Here is a 19,646-nt window from a genome sequence, read left to right as displayed (position 1 = left end):
AAAAATCAACGGTTATGAACCCTGAAGAACTGCTTAACGAAGGAAACGAACGTAATAAACCGGCGGCTGATAGTCCGCTGATAAGTTTGGAGCGCGACCTTAAATATTTTAATGAATCGATCAAAGAGGTAGCCGAAGAGATCATGAACGAAGGGCTTTCGTCCTATCCTATTTTTATAGCACATCAACATGAATTAAGTCTTGGTGAACTGATCCTTGACCGCCATGATTTAAATTCGGAATGGAGCATTCACGCTTCTACATTGGAAGAATTTGTAGAACGTGACGTTATAAAACCAGTGTTAAAAGAACGCTTTGTAAAAAGCTATAAAGACCCATATCAATATATGTGCGTTTTTGTTGTCGTTCCGGAGGGTGCAAACTTTGTGTTTTTCCCTTACGCTAAGTAAGTTTTATTTATATAAATTTGAGACGTGCGGGAAATAAACCTAATGTAGTTTTATCACTATTCCGCATAAATGCTCTTCTAAAAAGAGCACCAAATAACGCTGATAAAAATGCCTGAAAAAAAGCTTCTCATATTAAATAAGCAACAGATCCAGCAAAAACTCGACAGGATGGCCTACCAGATCCTGGAGGATAATTTTGACGAGGAAGAAATATTAATAGCAGGTATCCTGCCTCGCGGTAACCACATTGCCGAGCGCCTGAAAACCATTCTTGACGGTATTGCTCCATTTAAAAGCCGCATACTTACCATCGAACTCGAAAAACAAAGCAGCAGCCTGAGTGCCAACATTGATTTTGAAGTTGAAGAATGCAGCAACAAAGTAGTAGTACTGGTTGATGACGTGCTGAACAGCGGCAAAACCCTTGCTTATGGCTTTGGGGTATTTTTAGATGTGCCGTTGAAAAAGCTTCGCACCGCGGTGTTGGTTGACCGTAACCATAAAAGCTTCCCGATAACGACTGATTTTGCAGGAGTAGCCCTTTCAACTGTTATTAAAGAGCATGTTGATGTGGTGCTTGATGAAGAAGACGGCGAAGAGGATGCGGTTTATTTGAGGTAGAATAGCTAAATATAAAACTCATGTCATTGCGAGCGCAACGTGGCAACCGCACGTAAGCAAATCCGCCCGGTATAGCATGCGATTACCACGTTGCGCTCGCAATGACATAGTGGAGATTATTTATTTATACCCCCAACGCCTCTTCCAATTTCTCAACCGACATATCTATCCCCTCAACAATATTGCTTGCCTGCAGGTAAAATCCTTCACGCTCGGCCAGCTTGCCTGTTATAAATTCAACCAGTTCATCGCCCTTTTTGCCTTGCAACACCGGGCGTATGGTTTTGCTATTCTCCAGCCTGTCGGCTAGCGTTTTGGGCGATAGTTTTATATACAAGGTTTTGCCGTTGGCGTTCATCCAATCCATATGATCAAAAAAGCAGGGCAGTCCTCCGCCTGTTGATACCACGGTATTTTCATGATATTCAGTTTCCTTCAGCACCTGCGATTCCAGCTTGCGGAAGGCATCTTCGCCAAAAGATGAAAAATATTCGGCTATGCTCATACCCGCTTTGGCTTCGAGCACATGATCGAGATCAATAAATTCGTAGCCCCATTTGGCGGCCAGTTTGCGGCTCCAGGTTGTTTTGCCACAGCCCATAAAGCCCACAATAAAGTATTTCATAAAATTTCTTCAGCTTAATTTTACCCGCGGATCAATCCAAACATAGATAACATCCACCAGGATACTGATCACCACAAATATAAACGCGATAAACAATATAGAGCCCATCACCACCGGAAAATCCGACATTTCCAGCGCATCTACAGTAGCTTTGCCTAATCCGTTGTAACCAAAAATGTATTCCACAAAAAATGAACCTGCCAGCAGCGATGCAAACCAGTTGGCTATAGCAGTAATAACCGGGTTCATGGCATTCTTTAACGCATGGCGATAAATGATTGTCCGATTGCTCAAACCTTTTGCTTTGGCTGTACGGATATAGTCCTGCCCCAAAACATCCAGCATAGCATTACGGGTAAGCTGCACAATAATTGCCAGCGGCCGCAAGCCCAAAGTAATAACCGGCAATACAAGGTTTTTCAGTGTAATCACTTCGCCTTTAAAAGGATCATAACTATACAAACTGCCCGACATATTAAGATGCGTGTAATTACTGAGCACAAAACCAAAAACCCAGGCAATGATGATCCCCGCAAAAAAAGACGGGGCCGAAATACCGAGCGTTGAAAAACTCAGCGCCAGCTTATCAATCCAGGTATCTTTATTCACCGCACTCGCCACGCCCAAAAACACACCGATAATGATAGCAAAGATCATAGCTGCCGCGGCAAGCACTAATGTATTAGGGATCACCTCCATGAGCAATGAAGCCACATCCTTGCGGGTTTGGTATGAACGCCTCAGATAAGGCCATTTCAGCGCCAACACCTTACTTTTGCTCACCGGGAACAGTTTTACATAGCCGTATCGCTGTTGCTCGTCAACCGTATTAAGATGAATACCTACAGGCGAAAGATCATTCAAATAATAGGCAAACTGCATAGGTACTGGTTTATCCAGCCCGAACTCTTTACGTACTGCCTGTAATGATTGCACATCAGCACGCTGCCCCTGGGTCATACGGGCCGGGTCGACAGGCAGGATATTGAACAGAAAAAAAACAACAACCACTACCCCCAGCATTACTGCCAGTCCATATACTAATTTACGGAGCAGGTAGGGAATCATTTTATTGTTTCTGCAAATATTGTTTTACGATATCCTCATACTTGGGCACCGAATGATAATGCCATTTGTTAATCACCGTACCATTCTTCATCAGCAAAACTCCCGGGTTAGAACGCACCATTGATTTCAGCGGAACACCATCAGCATAAAAGATCTCACTGATCAATTTATGCTCTTTTGCAAAGGCTGTTGCATCGGCTGCCGAATTTGAAGTAAGCAATATGGTACGGATGTTATAATTATCAGTAAGATTAATGGCCAGCGCGTTTAGGCGATTGATGGCATCTTTATCCGTTTCGCTCAAATCATAGGCAACAATGAACAGGCTATAAAAAGGGCTTGATAACAACTCTTTGGTATAATCGTTCCGTTGCGCATCCTGGATAGCAAGGTCGCGGATCTTAGGCTCGTATCCTTTTTTAACCAAACGGTTTTCCGGGTCGCCAACAACTTCCCAGTTGGTATCTTTCCAGATATTGGATTTAAGGTATTCCTTATCGTTCATTACCTTGGTAGCACCAGTCTTTTTATTTTTAAGGTGATAGGTCAACTCAAACTCATCGAGCGGTGCACCCGGCGGAATCTTCATTTCATCGGGCAGGTTAGCGCCTATTTTGTACGGCAGAAAATCAATAATCGGCGAAAAGTTATAGGTGTATACGCCAAAGCCTACCGAAACAAGGGCAGCACAGATCAACCATTTATCGCCAACCTTTGCGTTGAACAAAGGAGTGATCTGCTTACGCTTAACAAACAAGATCAGCACCAAAGCCAGCAATACCATATCCTTAATGAACGACTGCCATGGTGTTAGCGGAATAGCATCGCCAAAGCAACCACAGGTTTGCACCACTTTAAAAAAAGCCGAATAAAAGGTTAAGAAGCCAAAAAAGATGATCAGCAATAATAATCCCCAGGCAACTTTGACAGCCCTTACACCAATAAGCAATGCAAAGCCTAACAACATTTCAAGTGCGCACAGCACTATAGCCATGGTAAGCGCCAGGCCGTTTAGGAATGTGATATGAAATACCTCAAAATACTCAACCAGCTTGTACGAAAAACCAAGCGGGTCATTGGCTTTGATCGCTCCCGAAAATATAAACAGTAAGCCCACCAATAAGCGGGGAATCCATATAACGGCACTATTCGATGATGTATTTTTCATAAGCCCCCTCTAAATCTCCTCCGCCAACCGGCAGATGGACTTAAATTTTATAATTAATAAAGCGTTTTATTTACTATGATGAACATTGAGCTTAATCAGCGCAAACACGGCATAGTTCAGCATGTCCTGGTAATTGGCTTTCACGCCTTCTGATGCTTCGGTAAGGCCCTGATTATCTTCTATCTGTTTTACGCGAAGTAGTTTCATCAATATCAGATCGGTCAATGAACTGATCCTCATATCCCGCCAGGCTTCGCCGTAGTCATGATTTTTAGCAAACATCAGCTCTTTGGTCTCGTTCACCTTTTCATCAAACATTTCGCTTACATGGTCAGGATTAAGTTCGGTCGACATCTCCGGGCCGCATTCCAGCTGCATCATGGCTATCACACAATAGTTAACAATGCCGATGTATTCGCCGGTAATATCATCCCCTACTTTTGATATTTTTTTTTCTTCGAGGGTGCGGATACGTTGAGCTTTAATAAAAATCTGATCGGTGATAGATTGCGGACGAAGGATGCGCCATGCGGTACCATAATCGCGGGTCTTTTTCATGAAAAGGCCTTTACATATGTTAATTACGCCTTCGTATTCTGCTGCTGTATTAGTCAAAAGATGATGTGTTTGAATGTTGTAAAGTTTAAATGTTGCTGGGTTGTGAAGCCCGTGCTTACAAAGTTAATTAACTTTACCACATTCAAACTTTACAACACCCAACTAACCGTGGTAAAAGATACATTTTTCCGTAAAAAAGTTACTATCAATGCAGGTGGCCGATTGTTAGATCTTTCATCGCCCAGGCTGATGGGCATCATCAATATTACCCCCGATTCATTTTTTGCAGATAGCCGTAAACCCGGCGTTGAGGAAGCCCTGCTTCAGGCACAAAAAATGCTGACCGATGGTGCAACATTTCTGGATATCGGCGCATATTCGTCGCGTCCCGGAGCAGTTGATATTTCGGAACAGGAAGAAACAGACAGGCTATTGCCTGCTGTTGAAGCCATTGCCGCGCAATTCCCGGAAGCTATTATGTCGATAGATACTTTTCGCGCCGGTGTTGCCGAAGCTGCTATTAAAGGCGGCGCACATATCATCAACGATATTTCGGGCGGTACACTTGATGCTGATATGTTTAGTACGGCTGCCCGCTTAAATGTGCCTTATATCCTGATGCACATGAAAGGCACCCCGCAAACCATGAACCAACTGGCCGAATACGATGATGTATTTGGCGAAGTGTTTGATTATTTTGTAGCTAAGTACAGCGAGCTCAAACACCTTGGCGTTCATGATGTGATCCTTGACCCAGGCTTTGGATTTGCAAAAAAAGCTGAACACAGCTATGAGCTGATGAGCCGCATGGATGAGTTTGATCTGCTGGGTTTGCCTGTACTTGCCGGCATCTCCCGTAAAAGGATGATCTATGGTTTGTTGGGCAATACTGCTGCCGAAGCTTTGAATGGTACTACTGTTTTGAATACCATTGCGCTGATGAAAGGGGCGAATATTTTAAGGGTGCATGATGTGAAAGAGGCTGTGGAGGCTGTGCAGATTTGGGAGGCTTGTAAATAAGTTTCGAGTAAACAAAAAACCTTGTCATTTCGACGAGGAACGAGGAGAAATCTTATACGCCCTGTAAACCGGCCTGTACAAATTCGTTTTGCCGGGCGTATAAGATTTCTCTTTCGCCCCTGCGCTCATTCCCCGCTCGCTCTATCGAAATGACATTGCTTCGTATCTTTCTTGCTTCTTAATTCTTGTAGTCCTGATTCTATTCCCTACCCCACCAGTTCCATCATCTTCAAAATACCATCAACATACTCCCGGTCATTTGCCAAACGAGGTACTTTATGCTGACCACCTAACTTACCCTTTTCCCGCATCCAGTTAAAGAAGGTGCCATCAGGTGCGCGACGAACTATCGGGCGGCGCAGGGCAAGGTCTTTGAAACGTTTGGCGTCATAGTCTGAATTGATACGGCGCAGGGTTTCATCCAGCAGGTCAACAAAACGTTCAAACTCGGCTGGTCTCTTTTCAAACTCAATTATCCATTCATGAGCACCGCAGTCATCGCCGTTAAAATAGACGGGCGCAGCAGTATATTCCCTGATCACAGCACCCGTTTGCGTACATGCCTCTTCCAGTGCACGCTCGGCATTATCAATGATCACCTCCTCGCCAAAGGCATTAATAAAATGTTTTGTCCTGCCGGTGATCTGGATCCTGAATGGCGAAAGCGATGAAAACTTAATGGTATCCCCTATCATGTAGCGCCATAAGCCCGCGTTGGTTGAAATGATAAGCGCGTAGTTTTTATTCAACTCAACCTCATCAAGCGTTAGCGTTGCAGGATTTTCGTCATGCAGGTTTTCAAGTGGTAAAAACTCATAAAAAATACCGTAGTCCAGCATCAGCAGCATATCGCCGGGCTCTTTGGTATCCTGTATACCAAAAAAGCCTTCGGATGCATTATAGTTTTCGAGGTAATACATATCCTCGTTCGGAATCAGTTTTTTAAACTGCTCGCGGTAAGGTGTAAAGTTTACCGCGCCATGAAAGTACATTTCCAGGTTAGGCCAAACTTCCAATAAGTTCTTTTTGCCGGTTATCTCCAGGATGCGTTTAAACAATACCAGGTTCCAGGTGGGTACGCCACTGATACTGGTAACGTTCACATCCTTGGTAGCGTGGGCTATCTTTTCGATCTTTTCCTCAAAATTTTCGAGTAAAGCGATATCCAAATGTGGTGTGCGATGAAACTCGGCCCAGTAAGGCAGATTTTTCATGATCACCGCCGAAAGATCACCGAATGAAGTATCCTGACTTAGCTGACTGATCTGGTGGCTGCCGCCAAGCGTAAGTATCTTCCCCGTAAACATACGAGGGTTAGGCTGGTTATTAAAATAAATGGTAAGCAAATCTTTGCCGCCTTTAAAGTGGCATTCTTCAAGCGCTTCCTCGCTTACCGGGATAAACTTGCTCCTGTCGCTGGTGGTGCCCGATGATTTGGCAAACCAGCGGATCTCCGAAGGCCACAGCACATTTTTTTCGCCCTTGAGCATCCGCTCAATAAAGGGCTTTAAGGTATCGTAGTTTTGTATAGGGACCCGCTCCTTAAACTGGCCCAGGTTCTCGATACTTTTATAATGATGTTTTTTGCCCCACTCTGTATTCTCGGCAACTGAAACCAGTTGTTCAAACCATTCTTCCTGCACTTCATTCGGGTATTTCATAAAAAGCTCTATCTGGTGGATACGCTTTTTCATGAACCAGGTAAATACGGAGTTAAAGAGGGTCATAGGGTTGTTATTGAGGAAAAACCTTTCGTTTAAGCACAAAGTTCGACCCAAGATACACTTTCCTCACCATTTCATTCTCAGCCAATACCTCGGGGAAGCCCGATTCTAATATTTTACCTTCAAAAAGCAGGTAGGCACGGTCAGTAATTGACAATGTTTCCTGCACATTGTGGTCGGTAATCAGGATGCCGATGTTGCGGGTACGCAATTTAACCACCATAGCCTGAATTTCTTCAACCGCAATAGGGTCAACACCTGCAAAGGGCTCATCAAGCAGGATAAAGTTAGGTTCTGCAGCCAAAGCACGGGCAATTTCTGTACGACGCCGTTCACCACCCGATAGCAGGTCGCCCCGGTTTTTGCGTACCTTATGTAAGCTGAATTCATCAATCAACTCTTCCAGCTTATCTCTTTGCTTTTCTTTAGACATATCGCCCATTTCAAGCACTGCCTTGATATTATCCTCAACCGAAAGCTTCCTGAACACCGATGCTTCCTGTGCCAGGTAACCTATGCCTTTTTGTGCGCGACGGTACATCGGGTCCTGCGTAATATTTTCATTATCCAGGTGTATAGTACCTTCGTTAGGTTTTATCAAACCTACAATCATATAAAATGAGGTTGTTTTACCGGCACCATTAGGACCAAGCAAACCAACAATCTCGCCCTGCGCCACATCAAACGATACATCGTTAACGACGGTACGCTGCTTGTATTTTTTAACTAAATTATCTGCTCTTAGTATCATTATTTGTCTGAACCATGATTTATGGGATTCATGGATTACCCTGATATTTAACCGTTGATTTTTTTGATTTCGATGATTTCGTTGATTAGGACCTGCCGGCTATGAACCATGATCTATCAACTATGAACCAGACTAATCTCCAATCACTAACCTCTAATCACTAAATCGTATCCCCTTCACATTTAACTGAATCGTTCTTCTTTCGCGCCAAACGTTTTCCTCTATTGAATAGCACATTTCAAACGGAACACCGGGCCGCAATTGCTCCAGGTATTGCCCGTGATTAAAGGCTATGCAATCAAACGCTGCCGATCCCTCTTGCATTACGCTCATTTTTATATGCGAGCCGCCAACCAGGCCGGCGTTACCACTAACATACACATTTTTACTTATGAAAACAGGCGCCATATTTTCGGGGCCGAAAGGTGCAAACTGATTCAAGATCCTGAAAAATTTTGGTTCTATCTGGCTTAAACGTAATTCGGCGTCAATTTGTATTTGCTGTATCAATTGTTCGGGTTTTATAGTTGAGCTTACCACTTCCTCAAACCTTTCAATAAATGCCTCGAGGTTTTCGGGTTCCATAGTCAAACCGGCAGCGTACTTGTGCCCTCCAAACTGGATCAACAAGTCTTTACAACCGCAAAGCGCTTCGTACAAGTCGTATCCCAAAACAGAACGTGCCGAACCGGCAACATGCCCGTTCGAGCGGGTAAGCACGATGGTTGGACGGTAATATTTTTCAGTAAGGCGCGAAGCCACGATACCGATAACACCCTTGTGCCAGTCTTCATTAAACACCACGGTCGATTTACGGGCAATCAATACTTCGTCACTTTCTATCATGCCAAGTGCTTCATCGGTAATGTTAAGATCATGCCCTTTTCGTTCGGTATTTCGCACGTTGATCATCGCGCTTTTTTCTTTGGCAACATCCTTATCTGTAGCTATCAGCAGTTCAACAGCGTGTTTGGCATCATCTATCCTGCCGGCTGCATTAATGCGCGGACCAAGCGAAAACACTAAATCCGATATGGTATACGTTCCGGTACGGCCGGCTATTTCCATTAATGCCTTAACACCGATACACGGATCAGTATTGATTTTTTGCAAACCGAAATGTGCCAGTACCCTGTTTTCGCCGGTGATATGAACGATATCGCAAGAGATGCTGATCACCACCAGGTCGAGATAACAATTTACTTCTTCAACCGGGATATTATTCTTTTCGGCGTAGGCCTGGATCAGCTTGAAACCAATACCGCAGCCGGACAATTCTTTATAGGGATATTCGCAATCTTCGCGTTTAGGGTCAAGCACCGCTACCGCATTCGGAATAGATGCCCCCGGTAAATGGTGGTCACAAATAATAAAATCGATATTTCTTTCATTGGCATAGTCAATTTTATCAATTGATTTAATACCACAGTCAAGCGCTATGATCAGGGTAATACCATGCTCGGCAGCATAATCAATTCCCTGGGTTGAAATGCCATAACCTTCCTTGTAACGATCCGGGATATAATAATCTATATTATCATAAAGCTTCTTGAAGAAACTGTAAGTTAACGCAACAGCAGTAGTGCCATCCACATCATAATCACCATAAATCATGATCTTTTCGCCAGCCACCATGGCCTGCTCAATACGAAGGATAGCTTTTTCCATATCCTTCATCAGGAACGGATCATGCAGGTGCCGGTAATCGGGCCTAAAAAAATAGCGGGCATCTTCAAAGGTGGTGATACCGCGCTGCACAAGCATAGTGCTTAAAACGGTATCGATATTAAGTTCGGCGGCTAATTTTATTACATCATCATGGTTTGTATTATCCTTTAGCGCCCAACGTTTATTCATATCTTTGCAGCTTGAAACAGTAAATATACTTATGCTCTGTTAAAGAGCCAAAGTTACATTCAAAATCTGATACTACGTTTACTATGGAATTTTTTGCTTTAGGTGAAGGCTCTTATTCGGTTGATGCAACCAAGAAATTTATCCCGTTCAACCCGGAAACTGATAACCCCAAAGATCGTCCGGCTTCGTTGTTCATCCACGTTAACCCCTTCCTCATCAAAACAAAAACCGATTTGATAGTATTAGATACCGGTCTTGGCTTTAAAGATACCCGCGATGAACTGATGTTGCACCAGAACATTCGCAACGCAGGCTTCGATCCGGATGATGTTACGCTGGTAATGATGTCGCACCTGCATTATGACCATTCGGGCGGTTTGGTAGTTGAGCGTAACGGCAAATTAGTGCCCAGCTTTCCGCAGGCCGAGCATGTAATCAATAAACAGGAATGGGAATTTGGCATAAGTGGCAAGGGCTCATCATATCATGTTGAAATATTTGAAGCTTTACAGGCCAGCGCTAAAATCACTTTTATTGAAGGTAATGGTGAGTTTAAACCGGGTATCAGGTATGAGCACTCGGGCGGTCACTGCCCTGCACACCAGGTATTTTGGTTTGATATGGAAGGCGAAAAGGTATTCTTTGGCGGCGATGAGCTTCCTGAACCGGAACAGTTACTAAGAAAATTCATAGCCAAATACGATATGGATGGCCGTAAAGCTATGATGCTGCGCGAAGAGTATGGTAAAAAGGCCGCTGCCGAAGGCTGGAAATGCCTGTTTTACCATTCCAAGTCATTTGCCATTGGAACGGTAGAAACAGAAGGCGATCATTTTAAAGTTAAACCGGTTTATTAATGTTCGGTAGGAACCTCAAATAATTCTTTTATTTTTTCAACATTAAGGGGCTTTGAAATAAAATCTTTCACCAGCGGATATGAACGTGCCTTGTTAATATCGTTGCTGAAAACCGATGATGAAATAATGTAGATCTTGCTTTTGCCCAGTGGGTCGAGGTTGAGGCGCTTATACTCATCCAAAAATTCCCAGCCATTCATAATAGGCATATTAATATCAAGTAAAATATAATCGGGCAGTTTATTAGGATCTTTACGCTGAATATCAGAAAGTTGCTCAATAGCATACTTTCCGTTCAGGCAGGCCATAATTTCAGTATTAAGTAAAGCTTTCTTTATCAGTTTTATGGAGATGAAGTTATTTATCTCGTCGTCATCAACCAGTAATACACTAATGGCTTTATTGTTAATATTCATATCTATAATTTAAGCGCTGTATCTTTATACGAGGCCTTGATTTAAAAAGTTATATTCCCTTTAGTTGTAAATCTATAAATAATATCCCCGCGACACTTAATTAAATAACCATAACAGAGGATATTTATTTTAATCAGGAAATTAAATAAAGATCAGCATACAGGAAACTCCATGTAAAAACTAACCGTTGAATATTATATTTTAAAAAGTATAATCACGCTCAACCCTGCAAATACGTACTTTATAGGCCTGGTACCATTTATCGCGGCCCCGTTGCTGGGCAAACAGGTGGCGGGCATTAGCTTTCCAATTCCTGATCGCTTCTTCCGATTGCCAATAAGACACCGTTATTCCGACATTGTTACGGGCCGACTCAACACCCAAAAAGCCTTCCTGCTCCTTTGCAAGCGCCTCCATTTCTACAGCCATATCACCATAGCCATCATCTCCCGGGGTGCGTACAGAGGTAAATATCACCGCATAATAAGGAGGTTGAGGAGTTGGGGCGATAAGCTCCTCTGATTTTAGATGTGCAGATTCCAAATGTGCAAATTATTAAAGGTGAGACAATAGATTAACGAGACGAAATATGCAAATTATTAACGTACCAGATTTCAGATATAAAAATAAACAAAAGAGGTCGCGTAACAGTTTTCAGACTGCGAAGAAAAAAAATGTGCAGGCAATTATCATCACCTGCACATTTGCACATCTATAATCTGCACATTTTAAAACTTATTCTATCACACTTTCTTCAAACTCATACTCTTCTAACGGAGGGCATGAGCAAATCAGCGTTCTGTCGCCGTAAGTGTCATTCACCCTGCCTACTGAAGGCCAGAATTTATTGGCAGCTACATAAGGCAGCGGGAATGCCGCTTTTTGACGGGTATAAGGATGCTCCCATTCGTTGCCGGTAATTACAGCTACTGTATGAGGCGCATTTTTTAACGGATTGTTTGTTTTATCGGATAAACCATCAACTACATCAGCAATTTCATGGCGGATAGAGATCATGGCATCGCAGAAACGGTCGAGCTCATGCTTAGGCTCCGATTCGGTTGGCTCAACCATTACAGTACCCGCAACCGGGAACGACACAGTTGGCGCATGGAACCCGTAGTCCATTAAACGCTTGGCGATATCAGTTACCTCAATGCCTGCCGATTTAAATGAGCGGCAATCCAATATCATTTCGTGTGCACAACGACCGTTAGCACCTGTGTATAACACCGGATAATGTTCCTTTAATCTTGTTTTGATGTAATTGGCATTCAGGATAGCATAACGGGTTGCATTAGTTAAACCTTCGGCACCCATCATAGCTATGTAAGCATGTGAAATGATCAGGATAGAAGCCGAGCCCCACGGCGCTGCCGAAACAGCATGAATTGATTTGCCCCTGTCGATATCAACCACAGCATGGCCAGGCAGATAAGGTACCAGGTGTTTTGCAACACCAATTGGGCCCATACCCGGACCACCACCACCGTGAGGGATACAGAATGTTTTATGCAGGTTAAGGTGACAAACGTCGGCACCGATATTAGCCGGACTTGTTAAACCTACCTGTGCGTTCATGTTTGCGCCGTCCATATAAACCTGGCCGCCGTTTTCATGGATAATTTCGCAGATTTCGATAATGCTTTCTTCAAACACGCCATGTGTTGACGGGTAAGTAACCATCAAACATGAAAGCTCATTTTTGTATTGCTCGGCTTTAGCGCGCATATCGGCAACGTCGATGTTACCATTGTCATCACATTTAACCACTACTATCTTCATGCCGGCCATTGCTGCTGACGCAGGGTTGGTACCGTGCGCAGATGAAGGGATCAAAGCAATATTACGATGAGCGTCACCCCTATCCAAATGATAAGCGCGGATAACCATTAAACCGGCATATTCGCCCTGTGCACCGGCGTTTGGCTGCAGGCTCATGGCTGCAAAACCGGTAATTTCGCTTAACCAGTTATTGATCTCATCAAACAACTGCATATAACCGCCAACCTGGTCGGTTGGGGCAAATGGGTGAATTTTGCTGAACTCGGCCCAGGTAACAGGCACCATTTCGGTAGTAGCGTTCAGCTTCATGGTACATGAACCTAAAGCTATCATTGAATGACATAAAGAAAGGTCTTTTGCCTCTAATGATTTGATATAACGCAGCATCTCATGTTCAGACCGGTGGGTATTGAACAAGCTATGTGTTAAGTAAGCCGAAGTACGCTGAAGCTCTGTAGGGATAGCAGTTTCAAGACCGGCATTAATGCCGTCAAAATCAACATCATTAAGGGTTTTGCCTTTTACTTTGGCAAAGAACCTTACGATTGTTTTGATATCTTCAACCGAAGTTGTTTCATCGACAGAGATAGTAACTATTGAACCTTCATAGTTCAGGTTCATTTCGTTGTTTAAAGCCTCTGAGTGAATTGGGCCTGCCAAATGGGCTACATCAAATTTAACGGTATCGAAATATGATTCGTTAAGCTGTTCGTAACCCAGCTGCCCTAAAGTTTTAGCTAATAATACAGCTAATCCGTGAATCCTTTCGGCAATTAACTTAATACCATCCGGACCATGATATACGGCGTACATACCAGCCATGATAGCCAATAGTGCCTGCGCGGTACAAATATTTGAAGTTGCTTTATCGCGGCGGATGTGCTGCTCGCGGGTTTGAAGCGCCATACGCAGCGCATAGTTATTAGCGCTGTCGATAGTAACACCAATGATACGGCCAGGGATAGAACGTTTATATTCTTCTTTAGTTGCAAAGAATGCAGCATGCGGGCCACCAAAGCCCATTGGTACGCCGAAACGCTGTGACGAGCCAACAACAATGTCGGCCCCCCATTCGCCCGGAGGCGTTAACAGGGCAAGGCTCATGATATCGGCAACAACGGTAAGTTTAATACCTTTTTCGTGACCTTTAGCTGCAAAGTCGGCATAGTTATAAACCGCGCCGTCACCGGCAGGGTATTGTACAATGGCGCCGAACATATCGTCGGTTAATTCAACGGTACGGTGATCGCCTATTCTTAGCTCAATGCCATAAGGCTCTGAGCGGGTTTTTAAGATATCAATAGTTTGGGGAAACACTTCTTCCGAAACGAAGAATACGTTGGCATTGTTATTTTTACGCAAGGTGTATTGCATAAACATAGCTTCGGCAGCAGCTGTACCTTCGTCAAGCAATGAAGCATTCGCAATTTCCATGCCTGTAAGGTCAATAACCATGGTTTGGAAATTTAACAAAGCCTGCAAACGGCCCTGTGCAATTTCGGCCTGGTACGGAGTATACTGCGTATACCATCCCGGATTTTCAAGAATGTTACGCTGAATAACACCCGGTACAATTACATCATAGTAACCTTTACCAATGAACGACTTGAAAACTTTGTTTTTTGAAGCAGTTTGCTTTAGGGTGTTCAGGTAATCGAACTCGCTTTTTGCTGCGGGCAGGTTAAGCGGTTTGGTAAGCCTGATCTTTTGCGGTATTGTTTGCCCTATTAATTCATCAAGCGTACTTACACCGATGGTTTTTAACATTTTGGCCGTGTCGGCCGCACTTGGAGCAATGTGCCTCGACTGAAACTGCTCCTGATAGGTTGTATTCAACTTCATGAATTAATCGTCCCTCTTAAATTTACCGCAAAGGTACGATTTTACAAATTGAGTAACAATTAGCTAATATGATATTGACAATGCATTTACAGGGAAAAAATGTAAATCAATTTGGTTAGTATAACCTTTATTTAAATCCGGGGCAAAATCGTAAATTGCTATCGGGCAACATAACCAATTACACCCTGATTGTTAACTTCCCGGCAACCAATGATCACAGGTTACAAACTATTGTGGCTTACTTTACTTTTGCTCTGCATTTATATAAATGCAGAGGCAACTGTGTTTACGGTTACAAGTAATGCCGATACCGGACCGGGCACATTGCGTGACGCGCTTACCGAAGCAGCAGCTAACGGTACAGTTCAGCAGGATGTTATTAATTTTAATTTGTCGGCCGGCGTGATCATAACACTTTTCACCCAGCTCCCCGAGGTTACTTCAAATTTAATTATCGACGGCAGCACGCAGCCTACACCCAAACTCGGCAGAAGTGATGCCAGGGTTTATATCATACCGGATATCAGTTATACTTTTCCGGGGACAAAGGCAGCTGCCTTGTTGATGACCGAAGTTACCAATGTGGAGATCTATGGCTTATGCATAAAAGGTTACAGCAGCAAACTCACAAACTTTAACGGCAACCTGCTTTTCACTGCTATATCGGCTTATGATTGTACCAATATTACCGTAGGCGCACCGGATAAAGGAAATGTTTTTTGTGATAACATCTATGGTGTTTATTGCGGTACCAACTCGCTAACCGACTCAAAGAATAATAATAATATCCTTATCCAATCAAACTTTATTGGTTATGATGAATCAGGAACAAATGTAGTTGAATTAGGGTATGCACTTGATATCACTGCCGATAATTCGACGGTTGGCGGTCCTGCTTTGAAAGAAAGAAACTTTTTTGCCACCGCGATAGCCCTGAACGGGATTGATAATAAATTTATCAACAACTCGCTTTCTCTTGATGTGAACGGCCAGGATAACCGCGGAGGAGCTTCAATTCTTTTACACTTTCAGGGAAGCAACACGCAGGTAACCGACAATGATTTCTGTGCTACCACGTTCCAGTTTGTATCAGTTAATGGCTTTTCCTTTCTGCGTAATAAACAAAGCAATATACCTGGTAATTCGGGCATGTCGCTATTTAAATGTGACAATGCTTTTATAGGCGATGATAACGATAATGATATCAACATTTTCAGTAATGACGGCGGTGCATTTTACGCGGTCGAATCAACCAATATTACTATAGCTAAAAACAGCATCTCATGTAATACAACGCCATACCTTATATCAAGTGGCACAGCCATCCCTAATATTAATGTGCTTGTAAATAGCGCCTCCGAATTTTCAGGGACAGCATCGCCCGGAGCAGCGGTTTATATTTATAATGATAATACTGATTGTAATGTTTGCAACCCGGTACAATACCTTACTACAATTACTGCTGACGCGGCGGGCAACTGGAAGTTTACCGGCGATCTGCATAATAAAAAACTGGTGGCCAATGCTACGCTTAATAACAGCTCGTCTGAATATACGCAGCCGGTGATTTCAACATCAGCCGCCGATTATATCAAAGTTAATCCAACCTGCTTCAAAAATAACGGATCAATTACCCTGCAAAACTTAAAGAATGTTATCGGGGTTGACTGGTATAACGATCAGGACCAATTGGTACAATCCGGCGGCCCTAAACTGGATGGTGTTGGCATTGGTACTTATTACGCCAAATGCTATAATGGCAATTGCTTTGCAAAATCTATTCTCATAACCTTAACCAGTTCAAATCCCGGCATTGATGATACAGGGCTTCAAAAAGTAAATGCTTCCTGCGATGCAGCCAACGGGAGCATCAGTAACTTAAAACTAATTAATACCAACGGTACTACACCACCATTAAGGTGGACAGATGAAGCGGGGGAGATAATACGCAATACACTGGATATCGACGGGCTTGCCGGCGGAACATATACCCTTACCATAGATCCGGATGGTTGCGCTGTACCCTACCATGTTACCCTGCTTAACCAGGAGCTTGTTCTCGATCCGCCGGTGATCAGTAGCTTTCAGTTATGTGGGCCGGGAGAGACGATAATACCTGTAAATAATCCGGTAGCAACATCAACCTACAGGCTTTATGATAGTGAAAGCAGTACTACTCCGCTTGATGAGGAACCTAATGGTAAGTTTAAAGTAAATGTTACCGCCAACCGAAGCTATTTTATAAGCCGTTTTAGTAACGCCTGTGAAAGCACCCGCACAAAGGTTGATGTGAGCGTAGGCCTTTCAAGCCTCAATATTGCCAATGTAATTACCCCCAATAATGACGGTATAAACGATTATTGGCAAATAGCAGGCATGGAAAATTATCCATCAGCAACCGTAAAAATATTTAATCGCTATGGAAAAAACATTTTTAGCTCAATAGGATATAGCCACCCGTTCAATGGCGCTTATAATGGCAGGCCATTACCCTCGGGCAGCTATTATTATATCATTAATCTAAGCTCAGGTTGTGGCTTATTATCAGGCAGCTTAAGTATTATCCGTTAGTTAATTGCCTCAGGTACATTTGGATGGTATTTTCCAAACCATAGTACAAGGCATCGCTTACCAGTGCATGACCAATGCTTACTTCGAGCAGGCCAGGTATATTTTCGGCAAAATATTTCAGGTTATGTAAATCCAGGTCATGACCGGCGTTAAGGCCCAATCCTGCCTGTTGCGCGGCTTTTGCAGCCTCAATATACGGAGCAATGGCGAGTTCTTTTCCCTGCGGAAAATGAGTAGCATAACCTTCAGTATAAAGCTCTACACGATCGGTACCGGTTTTGGCAGCTCCTTCAACCATTGCAGGAATAGGGTCAACAAAAATAGATACACGGATGCCGGCTTCTTTAAACACAGCTATCATATCTTTTAAATAATGATAGTTGGTGATAGTATCCCAGCCATGATTTGAAGTGATCTGCCCCAACACATCGGGCACCAGGGTAACCTGCTCGGGCTTATTGGCCAGCACCAAATCGATAAATTTTTGCTCCTGGCAATTGCCTTCTATATTGAACTCGGTAGTAACAATTTTCTTGAGCTCAAATACATCGTTATAACGGATGTGGCGCTCATCTGGTCGCGGGTGCACTGTTATTCCCTGCGCACCAAAACGTTCACAATCTTTAGCAACCTGGATCAGGTCGGGATTATTACCACCGCGCGAATTACGCAGCGTGGCTATTTTGTTGATATTGACAGATAGACGGGTCATATATTTCAAAGTTAGATATCATTTAGATAAAATGCCCGATATATTTAACTTTAGGTCATGAAGCCTAAACAAATTATTATCGAGTTATGTGTGCTAATTGCCATATATATACTGGCCTTTTTTGTTGGCCTGTTTTGTTAGGGACGATATACGGCAATATGACACTTGATATAAACCTGCACGATACTTATTTTGTGATGTCAGCATCCCCCTTTCAACTCCTGGTACTGGGGACTTTTTCCATTTTGACTACGCTGATCTATTTTATCCGTGCTATTGTTAAACGTTATAAAAACAAAATAGTCAATATCGTTTTAATAACAAGCGACTTTTTGCTGATTATTATGCTGATAAGGATATACCGGGTGATTTTGCTTTTGGAGCAAACACTGGGTACAAACGCTACAGGTGGCTGGACGATATACCCGCCGCTTTCGGCTTTAGGTCACCAATCTCCATCTGCTGAAATAACCAGGCATCCGCATTTTGATAATTACATGTTTATTCCGATAACCATTTTTATGTTGATATTAGTTGCAAGTAGTATACTTACCGGCAAAAACTGGAAAACAAACGTCCATGAACAAACAATTTCTTAGAATATTTCTATCGCTTTTTATTCTGCTACCCTTTTGTCGCGACGCTTTTGCGCAAACGATCTACCGTAAAATAGAAAACTATAAAGTGTACTACGGATGGGCTCATAATTATCCTCAGGATTGGATGATCCTTCGCCGCTTTGATAACGAGGGCCGTAATTACCTGCTAATGGTGAACCCGCAAACGTTGGAAACTAAAATAAATGAAAGCAGTTTTTACCAGATCAAACCTATGACGGTGGAGCAGGCGCGTGAGTTTTTTAAAAGTACGCCCTATCAAAAAGCGCTCAGTAAAGCCGAAAAACAGTCGATCAATATTCAGGATGCAGGGATTGAAAGCGGCATCCCCAAACAAACAGGCATCAGCCTCACTGCCGATCTATGCCCATCACACCGCCCGCTGGATAAACGCATTTTCACTGATATTTTTACCGAGTTTAAAAAGGTGGAGCGCCCTGTACCTATCGCACTTTCGGTAACCGGCATCTGGATGCGCCAGCACCCGCAAGACCTGACCTGGCTTAAACAAATGCAGGCCAACCGCGAAATCTACATCACCTGGATTAACCATTCCTTCAATCACAGGGTAAGCCTTAAAGCCCCGCTTAAAGAAAACTTTTTGTTAGAGCCCGGCACTGATATCAATTACGAAGTGCTGGAAACGGAACAGGCAATGTTGCATAACGGCTTGTTGCCTTCTGTATTTTTCCGCTTTCCGGGCCTGGTATCCGACCAGCAGTTGGTTTACCAGATCACCAATTTCGGGCTTATACCTGTAGGTACCGATGCCTGGCTTGCTAAAGGCCAGCAGCCTCAAAATGGCAGCATTGTATTGATACATGGTAACGGCAACGAACCTGTAGGCGTTAATGATTTTATTAAACTGCTGCAATCAAAAACACGATCAATAGCCGGTAAGCAATGGTTGTTATATGATCTGCGCGAAAGTGTGGATGAAGAGTTTAGCGAAACGCCCTGAGTTCAGTTGGCGGTTTGCAGTTGGCAGTTTCAAATCCGCAGACTTACGAAGTTTTTCAAAACTTCGTAAGTCTTTTTTCCATA

18 protein-coding genes are annotated in these 19,646 nt (G+C 43.3%); 7 read left to right on the top strand and 11 right to left on the bottom strand.

The genetic code is table 11. The annotated features are described in order from the left end of the window. Positions 1–14 precede the first annotated feature (14 nt). Together AC59JO_RS17115 and AC59JO_RS17110 are read left to right on the top strand one after the other, a co-directional pair. Positions 15–410, top strand: a complete 396-nt coding sequence (locus AC59JO_RS17115; RefSeq protein ID WP_413669532.1) for a hypothetical protein — start codon at positions 15–17, stop codon at positions 408–410. 108 nt (positions 411–518) lie between these two features. Continuing rightward, positions 519–1,031, top strand: coding sequence for a phosphoribosyltransferase family protein (locus AC59JO_RS17110; RefSeq protein WP_413669533.1), 513 nt, complete (start codon positions 519–521; stop codon positions 1,029–1,031). A gap of 124 nt (positions 1,032–1,155) precedes the next feature. Here AC59JO_RS17110 and AC59JO_RS17105 read toward each other — a convergent pair whose 3' ends face one another. From AC59JO_RS17105 to AC59JO_RS17090, 4 genes are all read right to left on the bottom strand, one after another. Continuing rightward, positions 1,156–1,656 carry a shikimate kinase gene (locus AC59JO_RS17105; RefSeq protein ID WP_497306696.1) on the bottom strand — a complete coding sequence of 167 codons (501 nt, stop codon included), beginning with the start codon at positions 1,654–1,656 and terminating at the stop codon, positions 1,156–1,158. 9 nt (positions 1,657–1,665) lie between these two features. Further along, on the bottom strand, positions 1,666–2,724 hold the full coding sequence (locus AC59JO_RS17100; RefSeq protein ID WP_413669535.1) for an ABC transporter permease: 1,059 nt from the start codon (positions 2,722–2,724) through the stop codon (positions 1,666–1,668). A gap of 1 nt (position 2,725) precedes the next feature. Beyond that, entirely contained in the window at positions 2,726–3,892 is a 1,167-nt protein-coding gene (locus AC59JO_RS17095) for a BT_3928 family protein (protein WP_497306694.1), read from the bottom strand. Between the two features lie 66 nt (positions 3,893–3,958). After that, a complete protein-coding gene (locus tag AC59JO_RS17090; protein ID WP_413669537.1) occupies positions 3,959–4,450 on the bottom strand; it encodes a DUF1599 domain-containing protein in 492 nt (163 codons plus the stop codon). 168 nt (positions 4,451–4,618) lie between these two features. On the opposite strand from AC59JO_RS17090, the gene folP reads away from it, so the two are divergent. After that, positions 4,619–5,470, top strand: coding sequence for a dihydropteroate synthase (gene folP / locus AC59JO_RS17085; RefSeq protein ID WP_497306740.1), 852 nt, complete (start codon positions 4,619–4,621; stop codon positions 5,468–5,470). Between the two features lie 206 nt (positions 5,471–5,676). Here the strand turns inward: folP and AC59JO_RS17080 are convergent, their stop codons facing one another. The 3 genes from AC59JO_RS17080 to recJ all read right to left on the bottom strand — a co-directional run bounded on the left by AC59JO_RS17080 (position 5,677) and on the right by recJ (position 9,802). Further along, on the bottom strand, positions 5,677–7,197 hold the full coding sequence (locus tag AC59JO_RS17080) for a GH3 auxin-responsive promoter family protein (protein ID WP_497306692.1): 1,521 nt from the start codon (positions 7,195–7,197) through the stop codon (positions 5,677–5,679). A 7-nt stretch (positions 7,198–7,204) separates the two neighbouring features. Further along, entirely contained in the window at positions 7,205–7,945 is a 741-nt protein-coding gene (gene lptB, locus AC59JO_RS17075) for an LPS export ABC transporter ATP-binding protein (protein WP_413669539.1), read from the bottom strand. Positions 7,946–8,098: 153 nt separating this feature from the next. Continuing rightward, positions 8,099–9,802, bottom strand: coding sequence for a single-stranded-DNA-specific exonuclease RecJ (recJ, locus tag AC59JO_RS17070; protein WP_413669540.1), 1,704 nt, complete (start codon positions 9,800–9,802; stop codon positions 8,099–8,101). An 83-nt stretch (positions 9,803–9,885) separates the two neighbouring features. Between recJ and AC59JO_RS17065 the strand changes: the two genes are divergently transcribed. Then, complete coding sequence (locus AC59JO_RS17065; RefSeq protein WP_497306689.1) at positions 9,886–10,659, top strand: MBL fold metallo-hydrolase; 774 nt, start codon at positions 9,886–9,888, stop codon at positions 10,657–10,659. Here the strand turns inward: AC59JO_RS17065 and AC59JO_RS17060 are convergent. The 3 genes from AC59JO_RS17060 to gcvP all read right to left on the bottom strand — a co-directional run bounded on the left by AC59JO_RS17060 (position 10,656) and on the right by gcvP (position 14,702). Beyond that, positions 10,656–11,075: a response regulator gene (locus AC59JO_RS17060; protein ID WP_091220449.1), complete on the bottom strand. Its 420-nt coding sequence runs from the start codon at positions 11,073–11,075 to the stop codon at positions 10,656–10,658. The two genes, AC59JO_RS17065 and AC59JO_RS17060, sit on opposite strands and share 4 nt — an antisense overlap. Before the next feature lie 201 nt (positions 11,076–11,276). Then, the gene (locus AC59JO_RS17055; RefSeq protein ID WP_413669542.1) at positions 11,277–11,618 is read right to left on the bottom strand and encodes an antibiotic biosynthesis monooxygenase family protein; all 342 of its coding nucleotides are present in this window, start codon (positions 11,616–11,618) and stop codon (positions 11,277–11,279) included. Positions 11,619–11,810: 192 nt separating this feature from the next. Continuing rightward, positions 11,811–14,702, bottom strand: coding sequence for an aminomethyl-transferring glycine dehydrogenase (gene gcvP / locus AC59JO_RS17050; protein WP_413669543.1), 2,892 nt, complete (start codon positions 14,700–14,702; stop codon positions 11,811–11,813). A gap of 210 nt (positions 14,703–14,912) precedes the next feature. Between gcvP and AC59JO_RS17045 the strand changes: the two genes are divergently transcribed. Beyond that, entirely contained in the window at positions 14,913–17,273 is a 2,361-nt protein-coding gene (locus AC59JO_RS17045) for a T9SS type B sorting domain-containing protein (RefSeq protein ID WP_497306686.1), read from the top strand. Here the strand turns inward: AC59JO_RS17045 and AC59JO_RS17040 are convergent. After that, positions 17,263–17,985: a pyridoxine 5'-phosphate synthase gene (locus AC59JO_RS17040; RefSeq protein WP_413669545.1), complete on the bottom strand. Its 723-nt coding sequence runs from the start codon at positions 17,983–17,985 to the stop codon at positions 17,263–17,265. The genes AC59JO_RS17045 and AC59JO_RS17040 overlap by 11 nt on opposite strands. 158 nt (positions 17,986–18,143) lie before the next feature. Between AC59JO_RS17040 and AC59JO_RS17035 the strand changes: the two genes are divergently transcribed. Further along, a complete protein-coding gene (locus AC59JO_RS17035) occupies positions 18,144–18,584 on the top strand; it encodes a hypothetical protein (RefSeq protein ID WP_413669546.1) in 441 nt (146 codons plus the stop codon). Further along, a complete protein-coding gene (locus tag AC59JO_RS17030) occupies positions 18,565–19,563 on the top strand; it encodes a polysaccharide deacetylase family protein (RefSeq protein ID WP_497306684.1) in 999 nt (332 codons plus the stop codon). The genes AC59JO_RS17035 and AC59JO_RS17030 overlap by 20 nt, the downstream gene beginning before the upstream one ends. The last annotated feature ends 83 nt before the right edge of the window (positions 19,564–19,646 follow it).

The sequence above is a fragment of the Mucilaginibacter sp. A5337 genome, from assembly GCF_059690695.1.
The sequence above is the reverse complement of the archived record's forward strand: the minus strand, read 5'-3'. Positions and strand labels throughout refer to the sequence as shown.

Bases quoted from the DNA above. Each gene is read 5' to 3' on its own strand.
- AC59JO_RS17115 (WP_413669532.1), top strand. From the start codon at position 15: ATGAACCCTGAAGAACTGCTTAACGAAGGAAACGAACGTAATAAACCG.
- AC59JO_RS17110 (WP_413669533.1), top strand. From the start codon at position 519: ATGCCTGAAAAAAAGCTTCTCATATTAAATAAGCAACAGATCCAGCAA.
- AC59JO_RS17105 (WP_497306696.1), bottom strand. From the start codon at position 1,656: ATGAAATACTTTATTGTGGGCTTTATGGGCTGTGGCAAAACAACCTGG.
- AC59JO_RS17100 (WP_413669535.1), bottom strand. From the start codon at position 2,724: ATGATTCCCTACCTGCTCCGTAAATTAGTATATGGACTGGCAGTAATG.
- AC59JO_RS17095 (WP_497306694.1), bottom strand. From the start codon at position 3,892: ATGAAAAATACATCATCGAATAGTGCCGTTATATGGATTCCCCGCTTA.
- AC59JO_RS17090 (WP_413669537.1), bottom strand. From the start codon at position 4,450: ATGAAAAAGACCCGCGATTATGGTACCGCATGGCGCATCCTTCGTCCG.
- AC59JO_RS17080 (WP_497306692.1), bottom strand. From the start codon at position 7,197: ATGACCCTCTTTAACTCCGTATTTACCTGGTTCATGAAAAAGCGTATC.
- lptB (WP_413669539.1), bottom strand. From the start codon at position 7,945: ATGATACTAAGAGCAGATAATTTAGTTAAAAAATACAAGCAGCGTACC.
- recJ (WP_413669540.1), bottom strand. From the start codon at position 9,802: ATGAATAAACGTTGGGCGCTAAAGGATAATACAAACCATGATGATGTA.
- AC59JO_RS17065 (WP_497306689.1), top strand. From the start codon at position 9,886: ATGGAATTTTTTGCTTTAGGTGAAGGCTCTTATTCGGTTGATGCAACC.
- AC59JO_RS17060 (WP_091220449.1), bottom strand. From the start codon at position 11,075: ATGAATATTAACAATAAAGCCATTAGTGTATTACTGGTTGATGACGAC.
- gcvP (WP_413669543.1), bottom strand. From the start codon at position 14,702: ATGAAGTTGAATACAACCTATCAGGAGCAGTTTCAGTCGAGGCACATT.
- AC59JO_RS17045 (WP_497306686.1), top strand. From the start codon at position 14,913: ATGATCACAGGTTACAAACTATTGTGGCTTACTTTACTTTTGCTCTGC.
- AC59JO_RS17040 (WP_413669545.1), bottom strand. From the start codon at position 17,985: ATGACCCGTCTATCTGTCAATATCAACAAAATAGCCACGCTGCGTAAT.
- AC59JO_RS17035 (WP_413669546.1), top strand. From the start codon at position 18,144: ATGACACTTGATATAAACCTGCACGATACTTATTTTGTGATGTCAGCA.
- AC59JO_RS17030 (WP_497306684.1), top strand. From the start codon at position 18,565: ATGAACAAACAATTTCTTAGAATATTTCTATCGCTTTTTATTCTGCTA.